This window comes from Microbulbifer halophilus, from assembly GCF_026183675.1.
GTDB lineage: Bacteria > Pseudomonadota > Gammaproteobacteria > Pseudomonadales > Cellvibrionaceae > Microbulbifer > Microbulbifer halophilus.
Genome location: NZ_JAPIVK010000001.1, coordinates 54,863 through 71,991 on the forward strand (window position 1 = coordinate 54,863; position 17,129 = coordinate 71,991).

A 17,129-nucleotide genomic window follows, 5' to 3' on the forward strand; every position below is an offset into this window, starting at 1 on the left:
TCTAAAGATGATTGAATTGCGCCATTTGCGTGCCCTGAGCGTGCTGCGGGAGACCGGCAGCATGGTGCGCGCCGCCGAGCGGCTGCACCTCACCCAGTCGGCCCTGTCCCACCTGTTTCGCGAGCTGGAGGAGCGGCACGAGCAGGCGCTGTTCGTGCGCAAGTCGCGGCCGCTGCGCTTTACCAGCGCCGGGCTGCGGCTGCTGCAGCTGGCGGACGAGGTGCTGCCGCGGGTGGCGGTGGCGCAGCGGGATCTCTCCAGGCTGGCCTCCGGCCAGGCCGGGCGGCTGAACATCGCCATCGAGTGCCACAGCTGCTATCAATGGCTGATGCCCACCCTGGACGCCTACCGGGACGACTGGCCGGAGGTGGAGCTGGACCTGTCCAGCGGCTTCCACTTTGCGCCGCTGCCGGCACTGGTGCGCGGTGACCTGGATCTGGTGGTAACCAGCAACCCGGACGAGTCGCTCAAGGGGGTGCACTACGAGCCGCTGTTCCGTTTCGAGATGTGCCTGGCCGTGAGCCGCCGACATCCACTGGCGGGCAGGCGCTGGGTATCGCCGGAAGACCTGGCAGATGAAGTGCAGATCACCTACCCGGTGGAGCGGGAGCGGCTGGATATCTTCCAGCACTTTCTCGATCCCGCCGATGTGGAACCGGCGCATGTGCGCACGGCGGAACTGACGGTGATGATGGTGCAGCTGGTGGTCAGCGGCCGCGGCGTCTGCGCACTGCCGAACTGGGCGCTGCACGACCATCTGCAGAAGGGGCAGAAAGGCCTGATCGCACAGCTGCAACTGGGGGAAAAGGGCCTGTGGAGCCAGCTCTATGCCGCCGTGCGCGAGGAAATGCTGGAACAGGCTTTTCTACGGGACTTTTTCGAGACGGCGCGCGCCACCTGCTTTGCCAACCTGAACGGGATTCGCGGCGTATGAAGTATCCGGGTTTCAATGGCAATCTGCATTCAGCTGCTGGCGCTGCCTATTCAATCAACGAATTCGACTGTAGAAGTTTGCTTGCAAGCGAATGCTTAAAGGACCCCGGTCCTTTTGCCTGCAAGCAAGGTTCCTATAGGCGTAGGGCGCGCCGCGCGCACCCTACCGAACGGCAGCATTTTTTGCCGTGGATAAAACAGAAATAGGACCGGGCCCGTTCAATCCATGGACTCGACCGCAGGCGCTTGCCTGCAAGCGAATGGTTAAAGGGCCCCGGTCTTTTGCGCCTGCAAGGAGGCTTCCACAGGGAGCCCGGGTTATTTTCCGACTTTGCGTTTTTTCGGCTTGCCGCCGCCCTCTTTCAGGCGCGAAATTCGCATCTCCTTGCCGGCCACCCGCACTTTTTTCAGGTGCTGGAAGATTTCCTTCGGCATGCCCTCCGGAAGGTCCACGGTGGTATAGCCGGGGTAAATTTCGATGCGGCCGATATAGGAGCTGTCCAGGTCCACTTCGTTGGCGATGGCACCGACGATATTGCCGGGCTTCACACCGGCCTCGCGACCCACTTCGATGCGGAAACGCTCCAGGCCCTCGTCCGGCGGCGGCATTTTTTTGTCTTTTTCGTGACTGCTCTTCTTGCGCCCCCCTTCCTGAAAGTCGTCGCGTTGACGTTTCTCGCGCGGCTTGCGCTCCATCTCCCGGATCAGCAGCGGCTGGTCGCCCTGGGCCATGGCAGCCAGGGCCGCCGCGACATCCAGCGGATCCGCCTCGTTGTGCGCCAGGTATTCCTCCACCAGTTGGCGGTAGGGCGCCAGGTCGGTATCGCCCTCGCGGGTGGCGGTAATGCGTTCGCGGAACCGCTGCATGCGCGCGCTGTTTACCTGGTCGGCGCTGGGCAACTCCAGTTGCTCGATGGGTTTCTTGGTGGCCTTTTCGATCACCCGCAGCATGCGCCGCTCCCGCGGCGTTACAAACAGGATCGCATCCCCCTCGCGGCCGGCGCGGCCAGTGCGGCCGATGCGGTGGATATAGGATTCGCTGTCGTAGGGGATGTCGTAGTTGATCACGTGGCTGATACGTTTCACGTCCAGGCCGCGGGCCGCCACGTCGGTGGCGACGACGATATCCAGCTTGCCTTTCTTCAGCTTATCGATCACGGCCTCACGCAGGTTCTGCGCCATATCGCCGTTCAGTGCCGAACTGGCAAAACCGCGCGCGGCCAGTTTGTCCGCCAGTTCCACGGTACTGTTCTTGGTGCGCACGAAGATGATGGTGGCATCCACCGGCTCCGCCTCGAGGATGCGAGTGAGCGCGTCCAGCTTGTGCAGTCCGCCCACCGGCCAGTAGCGCTGGCGGATGGTCTCGGCGGTTTCGGTCTTCACGCGGATCTTCACTTCCGCCGGCTCGTGCAGGTGTTCGCGGGCGATGCGGGCGATAACCCTGGGCATGGTGGCGGAGAAGAGCGCTATCTGTCGCTCGTCCGGAATCTGCTCCAGCACCCACTCCACGTCGTCGATGAAGCCCATGCGCAGCATTTCGTCGGCCTCGTCCAGAACCAGGGTTTTCAGGCCGGAAAGATCCAGGGAACCGCGGCGCATATGGTCCATCACCCGCCCGGGCGTGCCCACCACCAGCTGTACGCCGCGCTTGAGCTGTTTCATCTGGCTGCGGTAATCGGCACCGCCGTAGATGGGGGCGACGTGAAAGCCTTTCAGGTGCGCGGCGTAGGACTGGCAGGCCTCGGCCACCTGTATCGCCAGCTCGCGGGTCGGCGCCAGCACCAGGGCCTGGGGGCGCTTGTCTTTCAGGTCCAGTTGCGCCAGCAGCGGCAGCGCGAAGGCCGCGGTCTTGCCGGTGCCGGTCTGCGCCTGGCCCAGCAGGTCGCGGCCCTCCAGCAGTGTGGGAATGGTCTGCGCCTGGATCGGCGATGGGGTTTCGTAACCCAGCTTTTCAACGGCACTGAGAATGTCGGCGGGCAGGCCCAGTTGGTCAAAGCCAACGGGCTCGGGGGTATCGGTCATTTCGGAATTCACTTGATGCGAGGCCTGTCTCTACAGGATAGAGGGAACAGCCGCGGCGGGGGTCAAAAGGCCGCGCAGTCTAGCAGGTTTGGGGGCCAAAGGCAGTATACTTTTTAAGCATATCTACCTGTGGCGCCAGGGTGAATAGAGCCAAAAACATCTCTACGGATGGAAAGGGAACACGATCGGCAGCAGAAACAGCACGGTAATACTGTAGGCAATAGAAAGCGGCAAGCCGGCGCGAGCAAAGTCCCTCAGGTGGTACCCCCCGAGGTTCTGCACCATCAGATTGGTCTGGTAACCGAAGGGCGTCAGAAAGCTGGCGCTGGCCCCATAGGCCACGGCCATGATGAAAGGCATCCAGTTGACACCGAAGCTCTCGGCCAAGCTCCAGGCCAGGGGAAAGATCAATGCCGCGGCAGCATTGTTGGTCATCAACTCCGTAAACGCCAGGGTCAGCAGGAATATCCCGACCAGTGCCGCCATTGGCCCCCAGCCTTCTACCAGGTTGCGCAGGCCGCCGGCCAGGGTATTCGCGAGGCCGCTGCCGCTGAAGGCCTCTGCCAGTACCAGCGCGCTGGCGATGATGACCCAGATCTGGAAGGGAAAACGCCGCTGCAACTCCGCGGTGGTGACGATACCCAGGCCCACCATGCCACCCAACAAAACCACCAGCCCCTTGAGCAGTGAGAAATACCCCAACGCCGCACCCGACACAACGGCGGCAAAGCCCAGGCCTAGCAGCCAGTTGTCCCGCAGCGAGAGCTGTCGCTGCACTTTGTTGCCGCTGATCACGTAGAAGTTTTTATCAATATTCAAGTGGTGGCGAAAGTCTGCACCCACCGCCAGTAGTAGTGAATCGCCGGCGTGCAGCTCCATATCCCCCAGCTTGCCGGACAGCTTCTCACCGCCCCGGCGAATAGCCACTACCGCGGCGTCGAAGCGGGTTCGGAAATTACAACTTTTCAGGGTCTGGCCAATGATGCTGGAGCTGGGCGCTATCACCACTTCGGTGAGATTGAGATCCAGGGTTTCATCTTCCAGGGCGAAAAGGCGTAGGCCATCGATTTCCTGCAGGCGGCCGAGGTCGCGCACATCACCGCTGAATATCAGTTTGTCCCCCGAGCGCACCACTTCGGTGGGCGCCACCGGGCTGATCACCTGCCCCGCTCGCACGATTTCAATCAGGTAGAGGGTTTCCAACTGGCGCAGGCCGTTCTGCTCCACCGACTTGCCGTGCAACGGGGAATTTTCCACCACTTCCGCTTCCAGAAGATACTCCGCCGCGGGTTCCTCCACCGCTTCCCCCTCGGGCAGCAGGCGGTTACACAGCAACATTACCACGAGCCCCACCAGCGCCGCGGCGAGGCCGATGGGAAAGAAGGCAAAAAAATCCAGTCCGGGCAGGCCCCGGTCCAGCACAAAGCTGTTGACGATGAGGTTGGTGGAAGTGCCGATTAGCGTGAGGGTACCGCCGAGGACGGCAGCGTAGGAGAGTGGCAGCAGCAGTTTCACCGCCGGGAGGTGCCGCTGGGCTTTGACACTGGAAGCCAGCGCCGCCACTACTGCGGTGTTGTTCAGGAAAGCGGAACAAAGCGCCGTGGCACCGGTGAGGCGCAACAGGCTTCCGCGCAGGGAACCATCGATCAGCCCGGTGGAGATGGCGCGCAGCCAACGCGCCTTCTCCAGCCCCACAGAGGCCAGCAGCAGTGCAACCAGCGTAACCAGCCCCGGGTTGGCGACCTTCTGCAACACGGATTCCGCGGGTACCAGGCCCAACAGGAAGCAGCTCCCGGCGGCAGCGAAAAAGACCATGGAGGCGCGGAAACGGGTAAAAATGAGCGCGACCACGACCAGAATAAAAATGCCGGCAACGAGGAGCTGGGGAAAAATCATGGAATCTGGGCGCCGCTTTGGTCATCGAAAGGCGGATTATGCCAAATCTCACTCCCGCGGACACACAAAAGCACCGGGAACGCTTTTGGTCAGCTTCAGCTGTCCCGGAGGGTGAAGCTCAGGGATGTGCTTCAAAAAAAGGCCGCACTCTTTCGAGTGCGGCCTTTTCGTGTTTGGTGGAGCCTAGCGGGATCGAACCGCTGACCTCAACACTGCCAGTGTTGCGCTCTCCCAGCTGAGCTAAGGCCCCGAATTGTCTGCTTTCCGTCGAAAGCGGGGCGCATTTTAACAGCGCGCCGGCCCCTGTCAACTAGAAAAACAACTTTTTAATCAATTAGTTAGAGACTGGAGTGTCAGCTATTGTTCACGGGCCCTGCGGTCCGGCGCCGCTGGAGCTACGCGGTCCCGGGTGCGCGGTGCTCCGGCCCCGCAAGCGGGCCGATGACCCGCCCGGGCGAACACTGGGTTCGTCCCCGACATGGCCGGGGGTTCGACCAACCCGCAATCAGGCGAGAGTGGCGTATTCCTTTTCCCAGCGCTTCAGGACCTTTTTGCCGGCGCCGCCCAGCACGTCGATGGCGTGGCGCAGGCGGGCGCGGCTGAGGTCGGGACCGAGCAGGACCATGGCGTCCATTACCGAGAAGGAGGCCGTGGTGCCGCTGATGGCCACGAACAGGGGCGCGTTGAAGTCCTTTAATTTGATGTCCATGGCATTGGCCAAGGCCTTCATCGCCTGGAAGATGTCGTCCCTCTCCCAGGTGCGTAGGGCTTCCAGGCGCCAGAGGGCGAACTGCAGCAGTTTCTTCTGCTCGTCGGTTTCCAGTTTGTTGCCGCTGAAGCTGTCCCCGGTCAGCGGCAACTGGCCGGCGGCCAGGAAGCTGACCAGTGGGGCGAAGTCGCCGAAGGTCTCCATGCGGCCCTTGGCGTGGGGCAGCACCTTGAGCAGGTTATCGCGGTTGTAGAGCCAGTCCTGCAGGCGGTCCGCCAGTTGTTCGTCTTCCAGCTCGCGAATCCAGAGGCCGTTCAACCAGGATAGCTTCTCCACGTCGAACACCGGCCCGCCAAGGGATACGCGGTGGATATCGAAGTGCTCGAGCATTTCCTGCAGGGAGAATTTCTCGCGCTCGTCCGGCATGGACCAGCCCATGCGGCCCAGGTAGTTGAGCACCGCTTCGGGCATGAAGCCGGCGCGTTGGTAATAGAGGATGGAGGTGGGGTTCTTGCGCTTGGACAGCTTGGTCTTGTCCGGGTTGCGCAGCAGCGGCAGATGGCAGAGCACCGGCATCTCCCAGCCGAAGTATTCGTACAGCAACTTGTGCTTGGGCGCCGAGTTGATCCACTCCTCGCCGCGCACTACGTGGCTGATTTCCATCAGGTGGTCGTCCACCACGTTGGCCAGGTGGTAGGTGGGCATGCCGTCGGACTTCAGCAGGATCTGCGCGTCCACCTGGGCCCAGTCGATTTCGATGGGGCCGCGCAGCAGGTCGTCCACAACGCAGGTGCCGCTCTCGGGCACCTTCATGCGTACCACGTAGGGCTCTCCGGCGGCCTTGCGCTTCTCCACCTCGTCTTCCGGCAGGGCCAGGTCGCTGGGTTTCAGCGCGGTGCGGCCGGCCTCGCGCAGCTCGTCGCGCAGTTGCTCCAGCTCTTCGCCCGTGCGGTAGCAGCGGAAGGCGTGGCCCTTTTCCACCAGCTCGTCGCAGTGCTTCTTGTAGATATCGCCGCGCTCGCTCTGGCGATAGGGGCCGTGGGCACCCCCAACGTCCGGCCCTTCCTGCCAGTCCAGCCCCAGCCAGCGCAGGCTGTCCAGAATGGCCTTTTCCGACTCCGGGGTGCTGCGCTGCCGGTCGGTATCCTCGATACGCAGCACGAACTCGCCGCCCTGGGCGCGGGCGAAGCACTGGTTGAACAGGGCGATATAGGCGGTCCCCACATGAGGATCGCCTGTGGGGGAAGGGGCAATTCGGGTTCTTACGGTCATGGTCAACCTGGTTGGTGTCGAAACGGCGTGCAAATTCAGGCGCGGGATTATAGCGCCAGAATGCCTCGGGGCCCAGCCACCCTGCGGGACCTGTACAACCGAACAAATTGCACAAAATAACATCGGGCAAAACGCGAGATGCCCCACAAAAAACGTGACTTACGTCACGAAGTGCGTATTATTGCGCCCATAACGCTGGAGGCGACTATTGACGCTAAATTCGACCTGTGTTTCCGGCGATTACCAATAGCGCCGCAACAAGGCGCAACGATCAATACAAAATGGACCCTTGGGTATTGGATATGACAACACTTCGCACACTTGCCGCTGTCGCCGCCACGGCACTTTCCCTCAACGCCGCCGCTGCGACCAACCCCACTGCGGCAACCGCCAATGAGTCGCAAGGTGATTTTCTGATCACCCTGAACCTGACGCCTTTCATCATTGTGAACAGCTTCGAGGATATGACGCTGGAAGCCAACGCCAACGCGGATATTTCCGAATCCCAGGATATCTGTGTGGGCGGTTTCGGTTTCGACGACTACAGCATCACCTTCGAAAGCACCAACGGTTCGACCGGCGGTACCGGGACGGACGCCTTTGAACTGCTCGGCACCGCCGCCGGCGATGTGGTGCCCTACGGCGTGGCCTTTGCCAACAACACCACCGATACCACCGGCACCGACAGTGTCGACGGCACCATGGGCAGCACCCGCTTTTCCCGCCAGGCGACCGCGTCCGACTGCGTCGGTGGCGCCGAAAATGCCCGTATCTTTGTCTCGGTGGACTCCGACGATTGGCAGGACACCGACGACGCCGTCTTCGAAGATACGCTGACCGTTACCGTAAGCGCTATCTAAACCGGCAAAGTCCGTCGCTAGCCGGCGGGCGATTCCAACGTAATCTATGAAACGCGCGATAGCGGGGACACTGCTTTCGCTGGCTTTCTGCGTCCCGACGAGCACGGCGATCGCGGCAGCCAGCGCGGCCTTCACACTGGACACCGCCGCACCGGACGGCTTCGCGGACCTGACAGAAGCGCAGGAGCTGGTCGTGGATATCTATTACGGCAGCCGCCAATTGGGCGCCGCCCGTGTGATAGTGGACCTGCACACACTCCGTTTCAAAAATCCGGCGGCAGTGCTCGCACTGCTGCCGGAAACAGTGGATCCCGAGCTGTTGCTGCGCGAACTGTCCGCGCCCCTGCGTCGCAACTCCCGACGCGTCTGTCACACCACCAGACAGCGGGACTGCGGCTACCTTGCGCCCGAGACAGTCGGCCTGATCTACGACGAGCGGCGCTTCCGCGCCGATCTGTTTTTTGCCGCCGAACTGCTGCCGCAACAAAAGGCGATCGAGGATCCCTACCTACCGGAGTCCAGCAGCGACTTCTCGTTTATCCAGAACCTCACCGGGACCTGGTCCGGTGTCGATACCAGCGGCGGCACCGACTCCCGCAGCGCCTCCCTGTACGGGCACTCCATCCTGAGCTTTGGCGAGAGCGGCTTGCACAGCCAGTGGGCGGCGAGCGACGAGGGAGACTCCCAGATCTACCAGATGCAGTGGACGCGCGATTTTCGCGGCCGCGCCTACTCGGCGGGACTGCTGCAACCGCAGGGCGGCCTCAGCAGTTTTGCCGCCTCCCCCTACCTGTACGGCCTGGAATACCGCAGTTCCAACAACAGCCGCGCCGACAACCGCTACAGCCAGGGCGCCCCGCTGGAAGTGAACATGCCGGTGCGCGGGCGGGTGGAGATCTACCGCGACAAACGGCTGATTCACAGCGAATTGCTGGAGGCCGGCAACCAGTTACTGGATACCTCGGGCCTGCCCAGCGGCGCCTACGAACTGGACATCCGCACCTACGACGAGAGCGGTCGCCCGCTGCGCCAGTTCCGGCAACTTTTCGCCAAGGACTCGCTGCTGCCCGCGCCGGGAGAGTGGCGCTGGGCGGTCCAGGCGGGCCGGCCGGCCCGGGTCGACGAAACCCGACTACTGCCGGAGCAGCTGGACGACGAGTTCGCCCAGGCGGGCATCTCGCGGCGCCTGCTCGACAATGCCGGCGCTTTCGCGAATGTCGCTGCCACCGCCGATGAACGGCTGTACGAACTGGGTGGGCGCTGGGTGGGCGAATACCTGGAGCTGTCCCCCAGCGCCATCTACACCCGCAGCGGCCGCAGTGGCCATCGCCTCTACGCACTGATGAAAACCCCGCTGTTCAACCTGAGCGCATCCGAGACCCGTCTCGACCGCGGGCGGGACACCCCCACCGGGGACTACACCCTGCTGGGGCGCGGCTACCACTACCGCAATATGACGCTCAACGGCGGCCTGCTCGGCGGGCGCCTGTCGCTGCGCTATACGGAACAGGACCGCGACCTCTACTTCGGCGCGCCCGATTTCGCCCTGGACGAGGCCTTCGCGTCGTCCAACCGCCTCACCACCCTGGAATACCGCCGGGATTTTTTCCGCGGTCGACGCTGGAACGGCCATTTCACCCTGGCCCACAGTGACGCCGACGGCGAACAGCTGACCACCGCGACCTTCGAATTCCGCTATCGCGGCGACCACTGGTATCACAGCGCCCGCCTGCGCGGCGACAGCGGCCGCGAGGACGGCCAGGACACCCGCGCCGGCTTCAATGCCGGCTGGCACGATGGAGACCGCTGGGCACAGGAGGTGAACCAGCAGTTTTCCGGTGAAGTGTCCCGCGACGAGTACTTTGTCGGCAGCCGCACCAGTGTCTCCGGCCGTCGCGGCCACCTGAGCTCCACGCTGGAATACCGCGATAACAAGCTGCGCGGGCGCGATTCCCTGAACTACCTCGGCAGCTTCAGCACCAATTTCATGAGTAACGGAAACGCCTCCGCCTGGGGCGGCGAGCGCACCTCCAACAGTGCAGTCATGGTGGATATCGACGGTAGCCCGGAGCGGGAATTCGAAGTGCTGGTGGATGGCGTGCGCCGCGGCTACGCCCGCGGCGGCGGCCGCTCGGTGATCAACCTGCCCGCCTTCCAGAGCTACGACGTCCACCTGCGCCCGCTGGCGGAGGGCTTTTACGACTACCGCGAGCGGCGGGACACCGTCACCCTCTACCCGGGCAATGTGACGTCCGCAGAGTACGAAATCAGGCCGCTTATCCTGGTGCTCGGCCGTATCGTCCGCGGTGGCGATCCGGTGGCCGGAGCCAGGATTTCTATCGGCGAGTACACCGCGGTCGCAGACGAGCACGGCGTATTCCAGATGGAAATGTATAGAGATCCACGCCAATTGACCGCGCCAGCGGTGCGGTGGAACGGCTGCCTCGTGGACATTCCCGAACAGGAAAGCGGCAAGCACTGGCTGAATCTCGGCGATATCGATCTGGCCGAGGCAAAGTGCGAGCGCAATGGTGCTAGCTATGCGGCTCACTAGCGCGGCAATCGGGGCCGCGGTGTTGGCGCTGGCACTCATCCGCCCGGCGCTCGCGCAGTCCGACAACAGAGATGACTGCGGCGACGGCTCAGCGGTATCCTATCCCGACAAAAATATCGGCGTGTGCGGTCTGGAAAATACCGCTACCGAGCTTCCCTACGACAACGGCACCAATCACCAGGGAGATCTGCCGTTCTCCGTGCGCAGTTGTGGCGGTTTCCTGGGTTTCAACTGCGACAATGCCATCGGCTACCGGGTGCGTATTGACGGCAATGCCGACAGCGGCAACTTCCTGCTCACCGGCCAGGAAACCGGCGACGAACTCCCCATATCGCTCGCTTACACCCGCGGTGGCACCTCGGGCCAGTTGCCACCCAACAATTGGAGCAGCGCAATTTTCCCCGGCGCCGCCCAGGGTGCCCAGTCGCCGGTTTCACTCTCGGTTTCGATACCGGCTATCGACCCCGGCACCCTGCCCGACACCTACGGCGATAACTTCATGTTTTCAATCGACCAGGAACCCTGCGGCGGTTTTTGGTGCCTGTCCACCGAACTGGAGCCGATAGTGTTTCATCTCAGTATCGAGGTCGAGCGCCATATCCGTATCAGCGGCCTGGGAGATATGGTGATCGCGGCCGATCCCGCCGGGTTAATCCAGGCCGAACAGAGCTTCTGTGTCTACAGCCAGGGCGGGCTGCCGTTCAGCATCGCGGCGGACAGCGGTCACGGCAGCGGCAGTTTCCAACTGGCCGACTTGGATACTATCGAGTATCGGGCCTGGGTCGGGAGCCCTATATCGGGAAGCCCGGAGCAACTACTCGAGGGGCAGAGTTCCACCCAGTCCTGGCCCGGCAGGCTCCACGAACACTGTATCGCGGAAGGCGACAATATGGAGATCAGTATCCGCATTCAACCCATCGCATTTGCCGATGCCGAGGGCACCAGCTACACAGACACCCTGACACTTACCGTGACGCTGGACTGACAAGAAATGTCACTGTACACCAAATGCCTTCCTCCAATACTTTCTCTGCCAGTTATGTTGATGTTCTGGGCCGTTTCCAACGACGTATTGGCGCAACGGGCTATTTCCACCAATAAGTACGCCTGTAATGGCTATCTCGCAAGCGACGGAGAGCTCGGGGAAATGGCCATCGGCGTATGCGACCTGGATAGAACTCACGAGCTGCTTTACCAAGATACCTCGATTCAGGGAGCAGTCGGGTTCTCGATCCGCAGTTGCTGGTCCTGGTGGGCGGTAGAGGATTGCGGAACACAGAGCGGAGGTAGCTATGGCAGATATACAGTAGAGGTAAACGGACCGACAGATAGCAATCATCTGGTATTGACAGGCTCCAATGGAGACTTCCTGCCTATCGCGCTGGCCTTTTCCCATCCCGCAGCCGGTTCGGAATCCCTGTCGCCCGGTGTAGAGAGCAATACCCGTTTTCCCGGGGCGCCGGATATGCAACAAACCCCTGTGGAATTCGGTGTCTCACTACCGACATCGACCCCTGCAACATCGGGTAGCTATAGCGGCACTTTCGATTTTCACCTCTACCAGTGCACATGGTGGAGTGGCAATCCACAGTGCAAAGATGCAGCGGGACAAAGTGGAGCACCTGCACTGCTGAATCCGCCAATACCCTTTACCATTACGCTGACGGTGCCAACGAAAATTCGCATCAGCGGCCTGAACGATATGCAGCTCGACGCGAACCCCACCGGCGATACGGAGGGGGATCAGGGTTTCTGTGTCCACACCTCCGGCGGCGTGCCGTTCAATATCCTGGCCGAGAGTGAAAACGGCGCGGGAAATTTCTCGCTGGCAGGCAGCGCGGGTATCGACTCGGTCAACTACCAGCTGCAAGTCCAGGGGATCGGTCAACCTCCCAAGCCGCGGAGGTTGACCGAAGGGATGGCGACGACCAATGGCCGCTGGAGTGGCCACCCCCAGAACGACTGCAACGGTGGCGACAATATGCGTCTAACCGTCCGTATTCCCGCCAGCGAACTGAGCGACCCCGAAGACAATCACTATACCGATACGCTGACCCTGACCGTCACCCCAGAGTAGGAGCCCTCCTGCAGGCAAATAGTGCGATGCCCGGCTTAGGGTTCGTCCGCACACGGGCTCCCGCGCGGCGACATTTCAATTTCCGGGCACACCGAGTGGCAAGGGCAACACCACCTCCCCGGCCCGCGCACTGCTGCGCGCCAGCAGCTTCAGCTGCCCACCGGTCAGGGGGCGCTCGATAGGTAGCGAGGCGCCCGCGTAGAGTCGCCCTTTGAGCTCCAGCGGCTCGCACCCGACCTCGCTCAGGCAGTGCTGTACACGGCTGATCTCGACATTGATATTGCCGGTGTTTTTCAACTCCCAGCCGCCATCGTTTTCCCGCAGCTTGAGCTCGTAGTCACCGCCCTGCGGCTGCACAAAAACCAGCGCCTGATAGGCGACGAGAATTTTCAGCGCGGTGCGGTCGGTCTTGATATCGCCCACCACCGGCTTGAACGTGACCCGATACACCTTTTCCCGCTCCAGATCCCGCTCCAGCGACATCAGGCGAAAGCGTTTCTGCTCGCCACTCGCCAGTACCGCCTTCGCCGGGCTGACCAGCAGCTTGAACTCCTTGGGATCGACTACCCGCACCCGCTTTTCGTCCGGCAGCCCCGGATTTTCCACCCGGTAGATCTCCGTCTGCAGATACAGGGTCTCGTCATCCGGGTTACTGACGACAATATCGTCGCGGGCGTTGGGGGAGTCGTCCAGGTAGACAATGATCTTGTCCAGCGACATCCCGGCGAATACCGGCGGGGCGATCAGCAGAAGCGCGACGGCGATTATTTTTCTCATAAGTCGGGAACAGCGGCGTGGTGGTATTCAACACCATTCTAAAGCCACCGGGCGCGGAAACAACTACTGCGCCACCACCGTGACGCCACTGGCATTTTCGGTGATCTCGGCCGGCAGGCAGTAACTGCCGTCCCTGCCCTCCAACCGCCCGGTCAAGCCGCTATCGGCGCCGCGCTCGACCACCAGGTAGTACCGCCGGGCGGGGATATGCCCCAGACACAGCCGGGGCCGACCACTCCCCCCGGGGCGCATGACCTGCACCCTGGCGGGAATGGTCAAGGTGATGCGCGCGGAAGCGGATGCCGATGTGGTATCCGCGGCGACGCCGGTAACCGGCAGTGGACAATTGGCCAGCGCAAGGACGCAGACGATAGGCTTTCCATACCTCATAGTGTCAACTTCCAACCTCTAACACCGTACACCGGAGTCCACCGTCATCCGGGGAACCCTCCCCTGAAGTCTAGCCCCCAATATCGGCGCCACTTCTCGCGCGCGCTCGCCTTGCAACCTCCCTCCCACCGACTATTTTTTCTAGAGGGGCGGCTGCCGACAGCGCCGCCGGGAACCGCTCAGACTCGAGTAATCCAGCGCGCCCGTGGGCGCGGTTTTATTCGCATTTGGATGAAAATAACGTCTGCCACCCGGATCTATCCCAATGCTGATTGCTCACCGAGGCGACAGGATACGCCAGCAGGAAAACACCCTCGCGGCCTTCGAGGGCGCGCACTGTCTGGGCGCCTGCGCCATCCAGACCGAAATCCGCTACAGCGTCGACCGCACACCCTGGTGCTTTCACGGCGACACGGTGCAATTGCCCGACGCCGGCGGCAAACGCCCATTTCACCGGCTCCGCGACCGCGAACTGGCGCGTCTGCCCCTGAATACCTTCTCCCAACTGGTGGACTGGGCCGGCCACCACCGGCATCTGGACTGGTTTGTGGAGCTGGCGCCGGAGACGCTGGCGCGCCTGGGCGCGGATGCCGCCGTCGCGCCGCTGGTGCAACTGCTGCGCGCCTACAGCGAATCCTTCGTCCTGCTCTGCCGGGATATCCGCAGCCTGCGGCTGGCCCGGAGTCTCGGCTGCCACCAGGTGGCGCTGAAGATCGACAGTGCCATCGGCAGCCTGTCGGCAGAGGTGATCACCCTGGCGCCGGATTACCTGCTTATCCGCGACCGTCGCGTCGACTGCAACGAGCTGCCGCCGGGTCCCTGGCAGTGGGTTGTATACGAGATCAACTCCGCCGAGGAGGCAGTGCACTGGCGCGCCCGCGGTGCCCACCATATTCTCACCGGCAATCTGCCGTTGCTGATGCGCTCCCGGGAAGCCAGTGATGTCTACGGATTTTGATGTCCTCGTGGTGGGTGCGGGCATCCAGGGTGCCGGTGCGGCGGAGGCCCTGACCGCGGCCGGTTACCGGGTGGCGATACTCGAACAGCTCGAGATCGCCGCCGGCACTTCGTCGCGCTCCTCCAAACTGATCCACGGCGGCCTGCGCTATCTGGAGACCGGGCAGTTCGGCCTGGTGCGCGAGTGTCTGCGCGAGCGACGCTGGCTGCTGGCCAACAAGCCCGGGCTGGTGCGGATGCTGCCCTTCTATATCCCGGTGTACCGGGACAGCAGGAGGCCCGCCTGGCTGGTGCGCCTGGGCCTGAGCCTCTATGCGCTGCTGGCCGGCGTCACCGACCGCCGGGCGCGCTTTCGCGCCCTGCCCCGATCCGAGTGGGACGAGCTGTCCGGCCTGGACACCGACGAACTGGTGGCGGTCTATCGCTACTACGACGCCCAGACCGACGACGCCGCCCTGACCCGCGACGTGGTGGAGACCGCCGTTGCCGGGGGCGCGCAGCTGATCTGCCCCGGCAGCCTGGTGGGGGCGGAGCTGACGACAGACGGGGTCCGGGTCGACTATGTCGCCGACGGCCAGCTCAACACCCTGCGCACCCGGGCGCTGGTCAACTGCAGTGGCCCCTGGGTGGCGGACACCAACTCCCGCTGCAGCCCGGCTGTGCCACTGCCGCCGCTGGACCTGGTGGCCGGCAGCCATATCCTCCTGCCCATCTCCCTGGGCGAGCGGATTTTCTACCTGGAGGCGGAAGACGGGCGCGCGGTGTTCGTGATGCCCTGGCGGGGCGAGACCCTGGTGGGCACCACCGAGCGCAGCTACGGCGGCGATCCCCGCGACCTGGAATCCACCCTGGAGGAAGAGAGCTACCTGCTGCGCACAATACAGCGATGCTTCCCGCCGACCCGCTCACTAGAGGTACACAATATCTGTCACAGCTACGCGGGCCTGCGCGTACTGCCCCGGGACAGCAAGCGCCCCTTCTCCCGCCCGCGGGAAACCTTGATCTGCGGCAACCGGCAGAGAAGGCCGCGGATACTGGCGGTCGCCGGCGGCAAACTCACCAGCTACCGGGCCACGGCGCGCAGAGTCGTGAAGATGCTGAAGCCGACGCTGGAGGGTGGGCGCGGCGGGGGCGGCAAGCGGACAACCGGCAACGGCCAGGCCGCGGTCTCCGAAAAGGAACGCAATCTCTAGGCAAAACGGCCCGGGAATTCCGTAAGGCTACTGCCGGGTGAAGTAATTGCCCGATTGCTCCCCGATCGAATCCGGCACCAGGCCGCCCCACTCCGTCACCAGTGCTTTGGAGCCGGTGGATGCACGGTGCAGGGTAAACAGCCGCTCACCCACCTGATATACCTGCACGCCGTATACGTTTTCGACCTCGCCGTTGCCGTAGGAGCGGAAGCGGATCTCCGCCCCGTTCCCCGCCGCGCGGAGGCTGCAGCGGATGCGGGTGTCGGACTGGTAGCCGGTGATTTGCAGCCGGCAGCGCTCGCCGTCGAGTTCGAGCCGATACTCCACCAGCATGGCGGCCCCGCCGGGGTCCTCGCCGAGTTTTTCACTGAAAGTGTAGATGCCGTCCCAGTCCACGCTGGACTGGCAGGCGGCGGCCAGCAGGAGCTGCAGGGCACAAAACACCGCCATCGAGAACTTTTTAAGCACAGGTTTCCCCTTATCCGAGATAGCCTTCCTGAAGCCCTTTTTCATACTTCTGCCTGACCTTGACCGAGATTTCGGCCGGGGTTATCACCCCGTCGTCATTCTTGTCGAAGCCGGCATTCTGCTCATAGGTTTTGGCCCCGCGGCGGAACAGCGGATCCTCCGGGTCCATGCCGATTGCCGCCGGGTAGAGAATCGCCATGTAGATATCCTCCAGCGTGCTCAGCCTGCCCCGGTGTGGCCGGAAATACATCTCCACATAGTCCAGCTGTTTTACCGCCGTCATTTTCGCCAGTTCTTCAGTGGTGGTGCCCAGCCCCCTGGCCGTTCGGGGCATAAACTGGATCAACCCGGTGGCGCCGCTGCCGGCGGCGTTCTTTATCGACGGGCTGAAGGTTTCGCCGGTCTCGAACGCCATGCAGGACATCAGGAAATCCGGCGATATGTCGAGATTGCCGGCAATTTCCCTGACCCTGGTCTTGAAGCGGGTCGAGACTTTGGCGCCCCAGGCAATGGCGCCGTCGGGCCGGCCGCTGCCACCTCCATTCACGCGATTTTCACTGGCCGGCGGGTGTACGGAGAATACGCCCTGGAAGTACCCGGGGGTCTCATCCGTGTAGCGGGCCAGGTTGCGCCAGGTCCTTCCCCCTACGTCGACCCGGCCATCTGGCCTGGAAAAGCCGAGCACATTCCTCTGGAAATCCTCGATACGACCGATCGTCAGGGGGCCGATCCGGCCATCCACTGCCAGCAGGGCCCAGGGTACCCGGGTGGCCCGGTTCAGTAACTCCTGCACCCTTCTGACATCATCGGGAAAGTTCCTGCCACGGGAACCGACCGATCCGGCGAGACTTCTCATATCCAGCTCCTTGGAGATTCAGGCTGCCCAGTGTAAAAATTGTCGCGGGAGGATAACGCGCGGCCGTTCACATAACGGCCGCCCGAGGGAACCGCCAGTCGCACGGACGGGGCCGGGAACGGCGACCCCGGCTTCGACAACAGGTATAATCGGGCTACTGTGTAC

Annotated in this window: 14 protein-coding genes and 1 tRNA gene; 7 read left to right on the forward strand and 8 right to left on the reverse strand. The window is 62.9% G+C overall.

Translation table 11 applies throughout. The annotated features are described in order from the left end of the window. The first annotated feature begins 7 nt into the window (after positions 1-7). Complete coding sequence (locus OQE62_RS00190; RefSeq protein WP_265719961.1) at positions 8-934, forward strand: LysR family transcriptional regulator; 927 nt, start codon at positions 8-10, stop codon at positions 932-934. 317 nt (positions 935-1,251) lie between these two features. Here OQE62_RS00190 and OQE62_RS00195 read toward each other — a convergent pair whose 3' ends face one another. The 4 genes from OQE62_RS00195 to gltX form a co-directional block, all read right to left on the reverse strand. Further along, positions 1,252-2,955, reverse strand: coding sequence for a DEAD/DEAH box helicase (locus OQE62_RS00195; RefSeq protein ID WP_265719962.1), 1,704 nt, complete (start codon positions 2,953-2,955; stop codon positions 1,252-1,254). A 162-nt stretch (positions 2,956-3,117) separates the two neighbouring features. After that, positions 3,118-4,851: an SLC13 family permease gene (locus OQE62_RS00200; RefSeq protein WP_265719963.1), complete on the reverse strand. Its 1,734-nt coding sequence runs from the start codon at positions 4,849-4,851 to the stop codon at positions 3,118-3,120. A 174-nt stretch (positions 4,852-5,025) separates the two neighbouring features. Beyond that, positions 5,026-5,101 (reverse strand) — tRNA-Ala (locus tag OQE62_RS00205). Between the two features lie 255 nt (positions 5,102-5,356). Next, the gene (gene gltX, locus OQE62_RS00210) at positions 5,357-6,832 is read right to left on the reverse strand and encodes a glutamate--tRNA ligase (protein WP_265719964.1); all 1,476 of its coding nucleotides are present in this window, start codon (positions 6,830-6,832) and stop codon (positions 5,357-5,359) included. A 302-nt stretch (positions 6,833-7,134) separates the two neighbouring features. Here gltX and OQE62_RS00215 point away from each other — a divergent pair, with 302 nt between their 5' ends. From OQE62_RS00215 to OQE62_RS00230, 4 genes are read left to right on the forward strand one after another with little or no spacing between them, the layout of a single operon-like run. Further along, on the forward strand, positions 7,135-7,692 hold the full coding sequence (locus tag OQE62_RS00215) for a hypothetical protein (RefSeq protein ID WP_265719965.1): 558 nt from the start codon (positions 7,135-7,137) through the stop codon (positions 7,690-7,692). A 46-nt stretch (positions 7,693-7,738) separates the two neighbouring features. Continuing rightward, positions 7,739-10,246 carry a TcfC E-set like domain-containing protein gene (locus OQE62_RS00220; RefSeq protein WP_265719966.1) on the forward strand — a complete coding sequence of 836 codons (2,508 nt, stop codon included), beginning with the start codon at positions 7,739-7,741 and terminating at the stop codon, positions 10,244-10,246. After that, positions 10,233-11,231 carry a hypothetical protein gene (locus OQE62_RS00225; RefSeq protein WP_265719967.1) on the forward strand — a complete coding sequence of 333 codons (999 nt, stop codon included), beginning with the start codon at positions 10,233-10,235 and terminating at the stop codon, positions 11,229-11,231. The genes OQE62_RS00220 and OQE62_RS00225 overlap by 14 nt, the downstream gene beginning before the upstream one ends. 60 nt (positions 11,232-11,291) lie before the next feature. Continuing rightward, the gene (locus OQE62_RS00230) at positions 11,292-12,323 is read left to right on the forward strand and encodes a hypothetical protein (RefSeq protein ID WP_265719968.1); all 1,032 of its coding nucleotides are present in this window, start codon (positions 11,292-11,294) and stop codon (positions 12,321-12,323) included. A 75-nt stretch (positions 12,324-12,398) separates the two neighbouring features. Here the strand turns inward: OQE62_RS00230 and OQE62_RS00235 are convergent, their stop codons facing one another. Continuing rightward, positions 12,399-13,100 carry a fimbrial biogenesis chaperone gene (locus OQE62_RS00235; protein ID WP_265719969.1) on the reverse strand — a complete coding sequence of 234 codons (702 nt, stop codon included), beginning with the start codon at positions 13,098-13,100 and terminating at the stop codon, positions 12,399-12,401. Between the two features lie 63 nt (positions 13,101-13,163). Next, positions 13,164-13,490, reverse strand: a complete 327-nt coding sequence (locus tag OQE62_RS00240) for a hypothetical protein (protein WP_265719970.1) — start codon at positions 13,488-13,490, stop codon at positions 13,164-13,166. Between the two features lie 265 nt (positions 13,491-13,755). Between OQE62_RS00240 and OQE62_RS00245 the strand changes: the two genes are divergently transcribed. Beyond that, entirely contained in the window at positions 13,756-14,448 is a 693-nt protein-coding gene (locus OQE62_RS00245; protein WP_265719971.1) for a glycerophosphodiester phosphodiesterase family protein, read from the forward strand. Then, complete coding sequence (locus OQE62_RS00250; RefSeq protein ID WP_265719972.1) at positions 14,432-15,640, forward strand: glycerol-3-phosphate dehydrogenase/oxidase; 1,209 nt, start codon at positions 14,432-14,434, stop codon at positions 15,638-15,640. The genes OQE62_RS00245 and OQE62_RS00250 overlap by 17 nt, the downstream gene beginning before the upstream one ends. Positions 15,641-15,667: 27 nt before the next feature. Here the strand turns inward: OQE62_RS00250 and OQE62_RS00255 are convergent, their stop codons facing one another. Beyond that, complete coding sequence (locus OQE62_RS00255; RefSeq protein ID WP_265719973.1) at positions 15,668-16,108, reverse strand: DUF5991 domain-containing protein; 441 nt, start codon at positions 16,106-16,108, stop codon at positions 15,668-15,670. A gap of 10 nt (positions 16,109-16,118) precedes the next feature. After that, the gene (locus OQE62_RS00260) at positions 16,119-16,964 is read right to left on the reverse strand and encodes a lysozyme family protein (protein ID WP_265719974.1); all 846 of its coding nucleotides are present in this window, start codon (positions 16,962-16,964) and stop codon (positions 16,119-16,121) included. Positions 16,965-17,129: the final 165 nt, after the last annotated feature.

Excerpts from the sequence above, each read along its gene's own strand:
- OQE62_RS00230 (WP_265719968.1), top strand. The coding sequence starts at position 11,292 with ATGTTCTGGGCCGTTTCCAACGACGTATTGGCGCAACGGGCTATTTCC.
- OQE62_RS00250 (WP_265719972.1), top strand. The coding sequence starts at position 14,432 with ATGTCTACGGATTTTGATGTCCTCGTGGTGGGTGCGGGCATCCAGGGT.
- OQE62_RS00235 (WP_265719969.1), bottom strand. The coding sequence starts at position 13,100 with ATGAGAAAAATAATCGCCGTCGCGCTTCTGCTGATCGCCCCGCCGGTA.
- OQE62_RS00215 (WP_265719965.1), top strand. The coding sequence starts at position 7,135 with ATGACAACACTTCGCACACTTGCCGCTGTCGCCGCCACGGCACTTTCC.
- OQE62_RS00190 (WP_265719961.1), top strand. The coding sequence starts at position 8 with ATGATTGAATTGCGCCATTTGCGTGCCCTGAGCGTGCTGCGGGAGACC.
- OQE62_RS00220 (WP_265719966.1), top strand. The coding sequence starts at position 7,739 with ATGAAACGCGCGATAGCGGGGACACTGCTTTCGCTGGCTTTCTGCGTC.
- OQE62_RS00245 (WP_265719971.1), top strand. The coding sequence starts at position 13,756 with ATGCTGATTGCTCACCGAGGCGACAGGATACGCCAGCAGGAAAACACC.
- OQE62_RS00200 (WP_265719963.1), bottom strand. The coding sequence starts at position 4,851 with ATGATTTTTCCCCAGCTCCTCGTTGCCGGCATTTTTATTCTGGTCGTG.
- OQE62_RS00240 (WP_265719970.1), bottom strand. The coding sequence starts at position 13,490 with ATGAGGTATGGAAAGCCTATCGTCTGCGTCCTTGCGCTGGCCAATTGT.
- OQE62_RS00195 (WP_265719962.1), bottom strand. The coding sequence starts at position 2,955 with ATGACCGATACCCCCGAGCCCGTTGGCTTTGACCAACTGGGCCTGCCC.
- gltX (WP_265719964.1), bottom strand. The coding sequence starts at position 6,832 with ATGACCGTAAGAACCCGAATTGCCCCTTCCCCCACAGGCGATCCTCAT.
- OQE62_RS00225 (WP_265719967.1), top strand. The coding sequence starts at position 10,233 with ATGCGGCTCACTAGCGCGGCAATCGGGGCCGCGGTGTTGGCGCTGGCA.
- OQE62_RS00260 (WP_265719974.1), bottom strand. The coding sequence starts at position 16,964 with ATGAGAAGTCTCGCCGGATCGGTCGGTTCCCGTGGCAGGAACTTTCCC.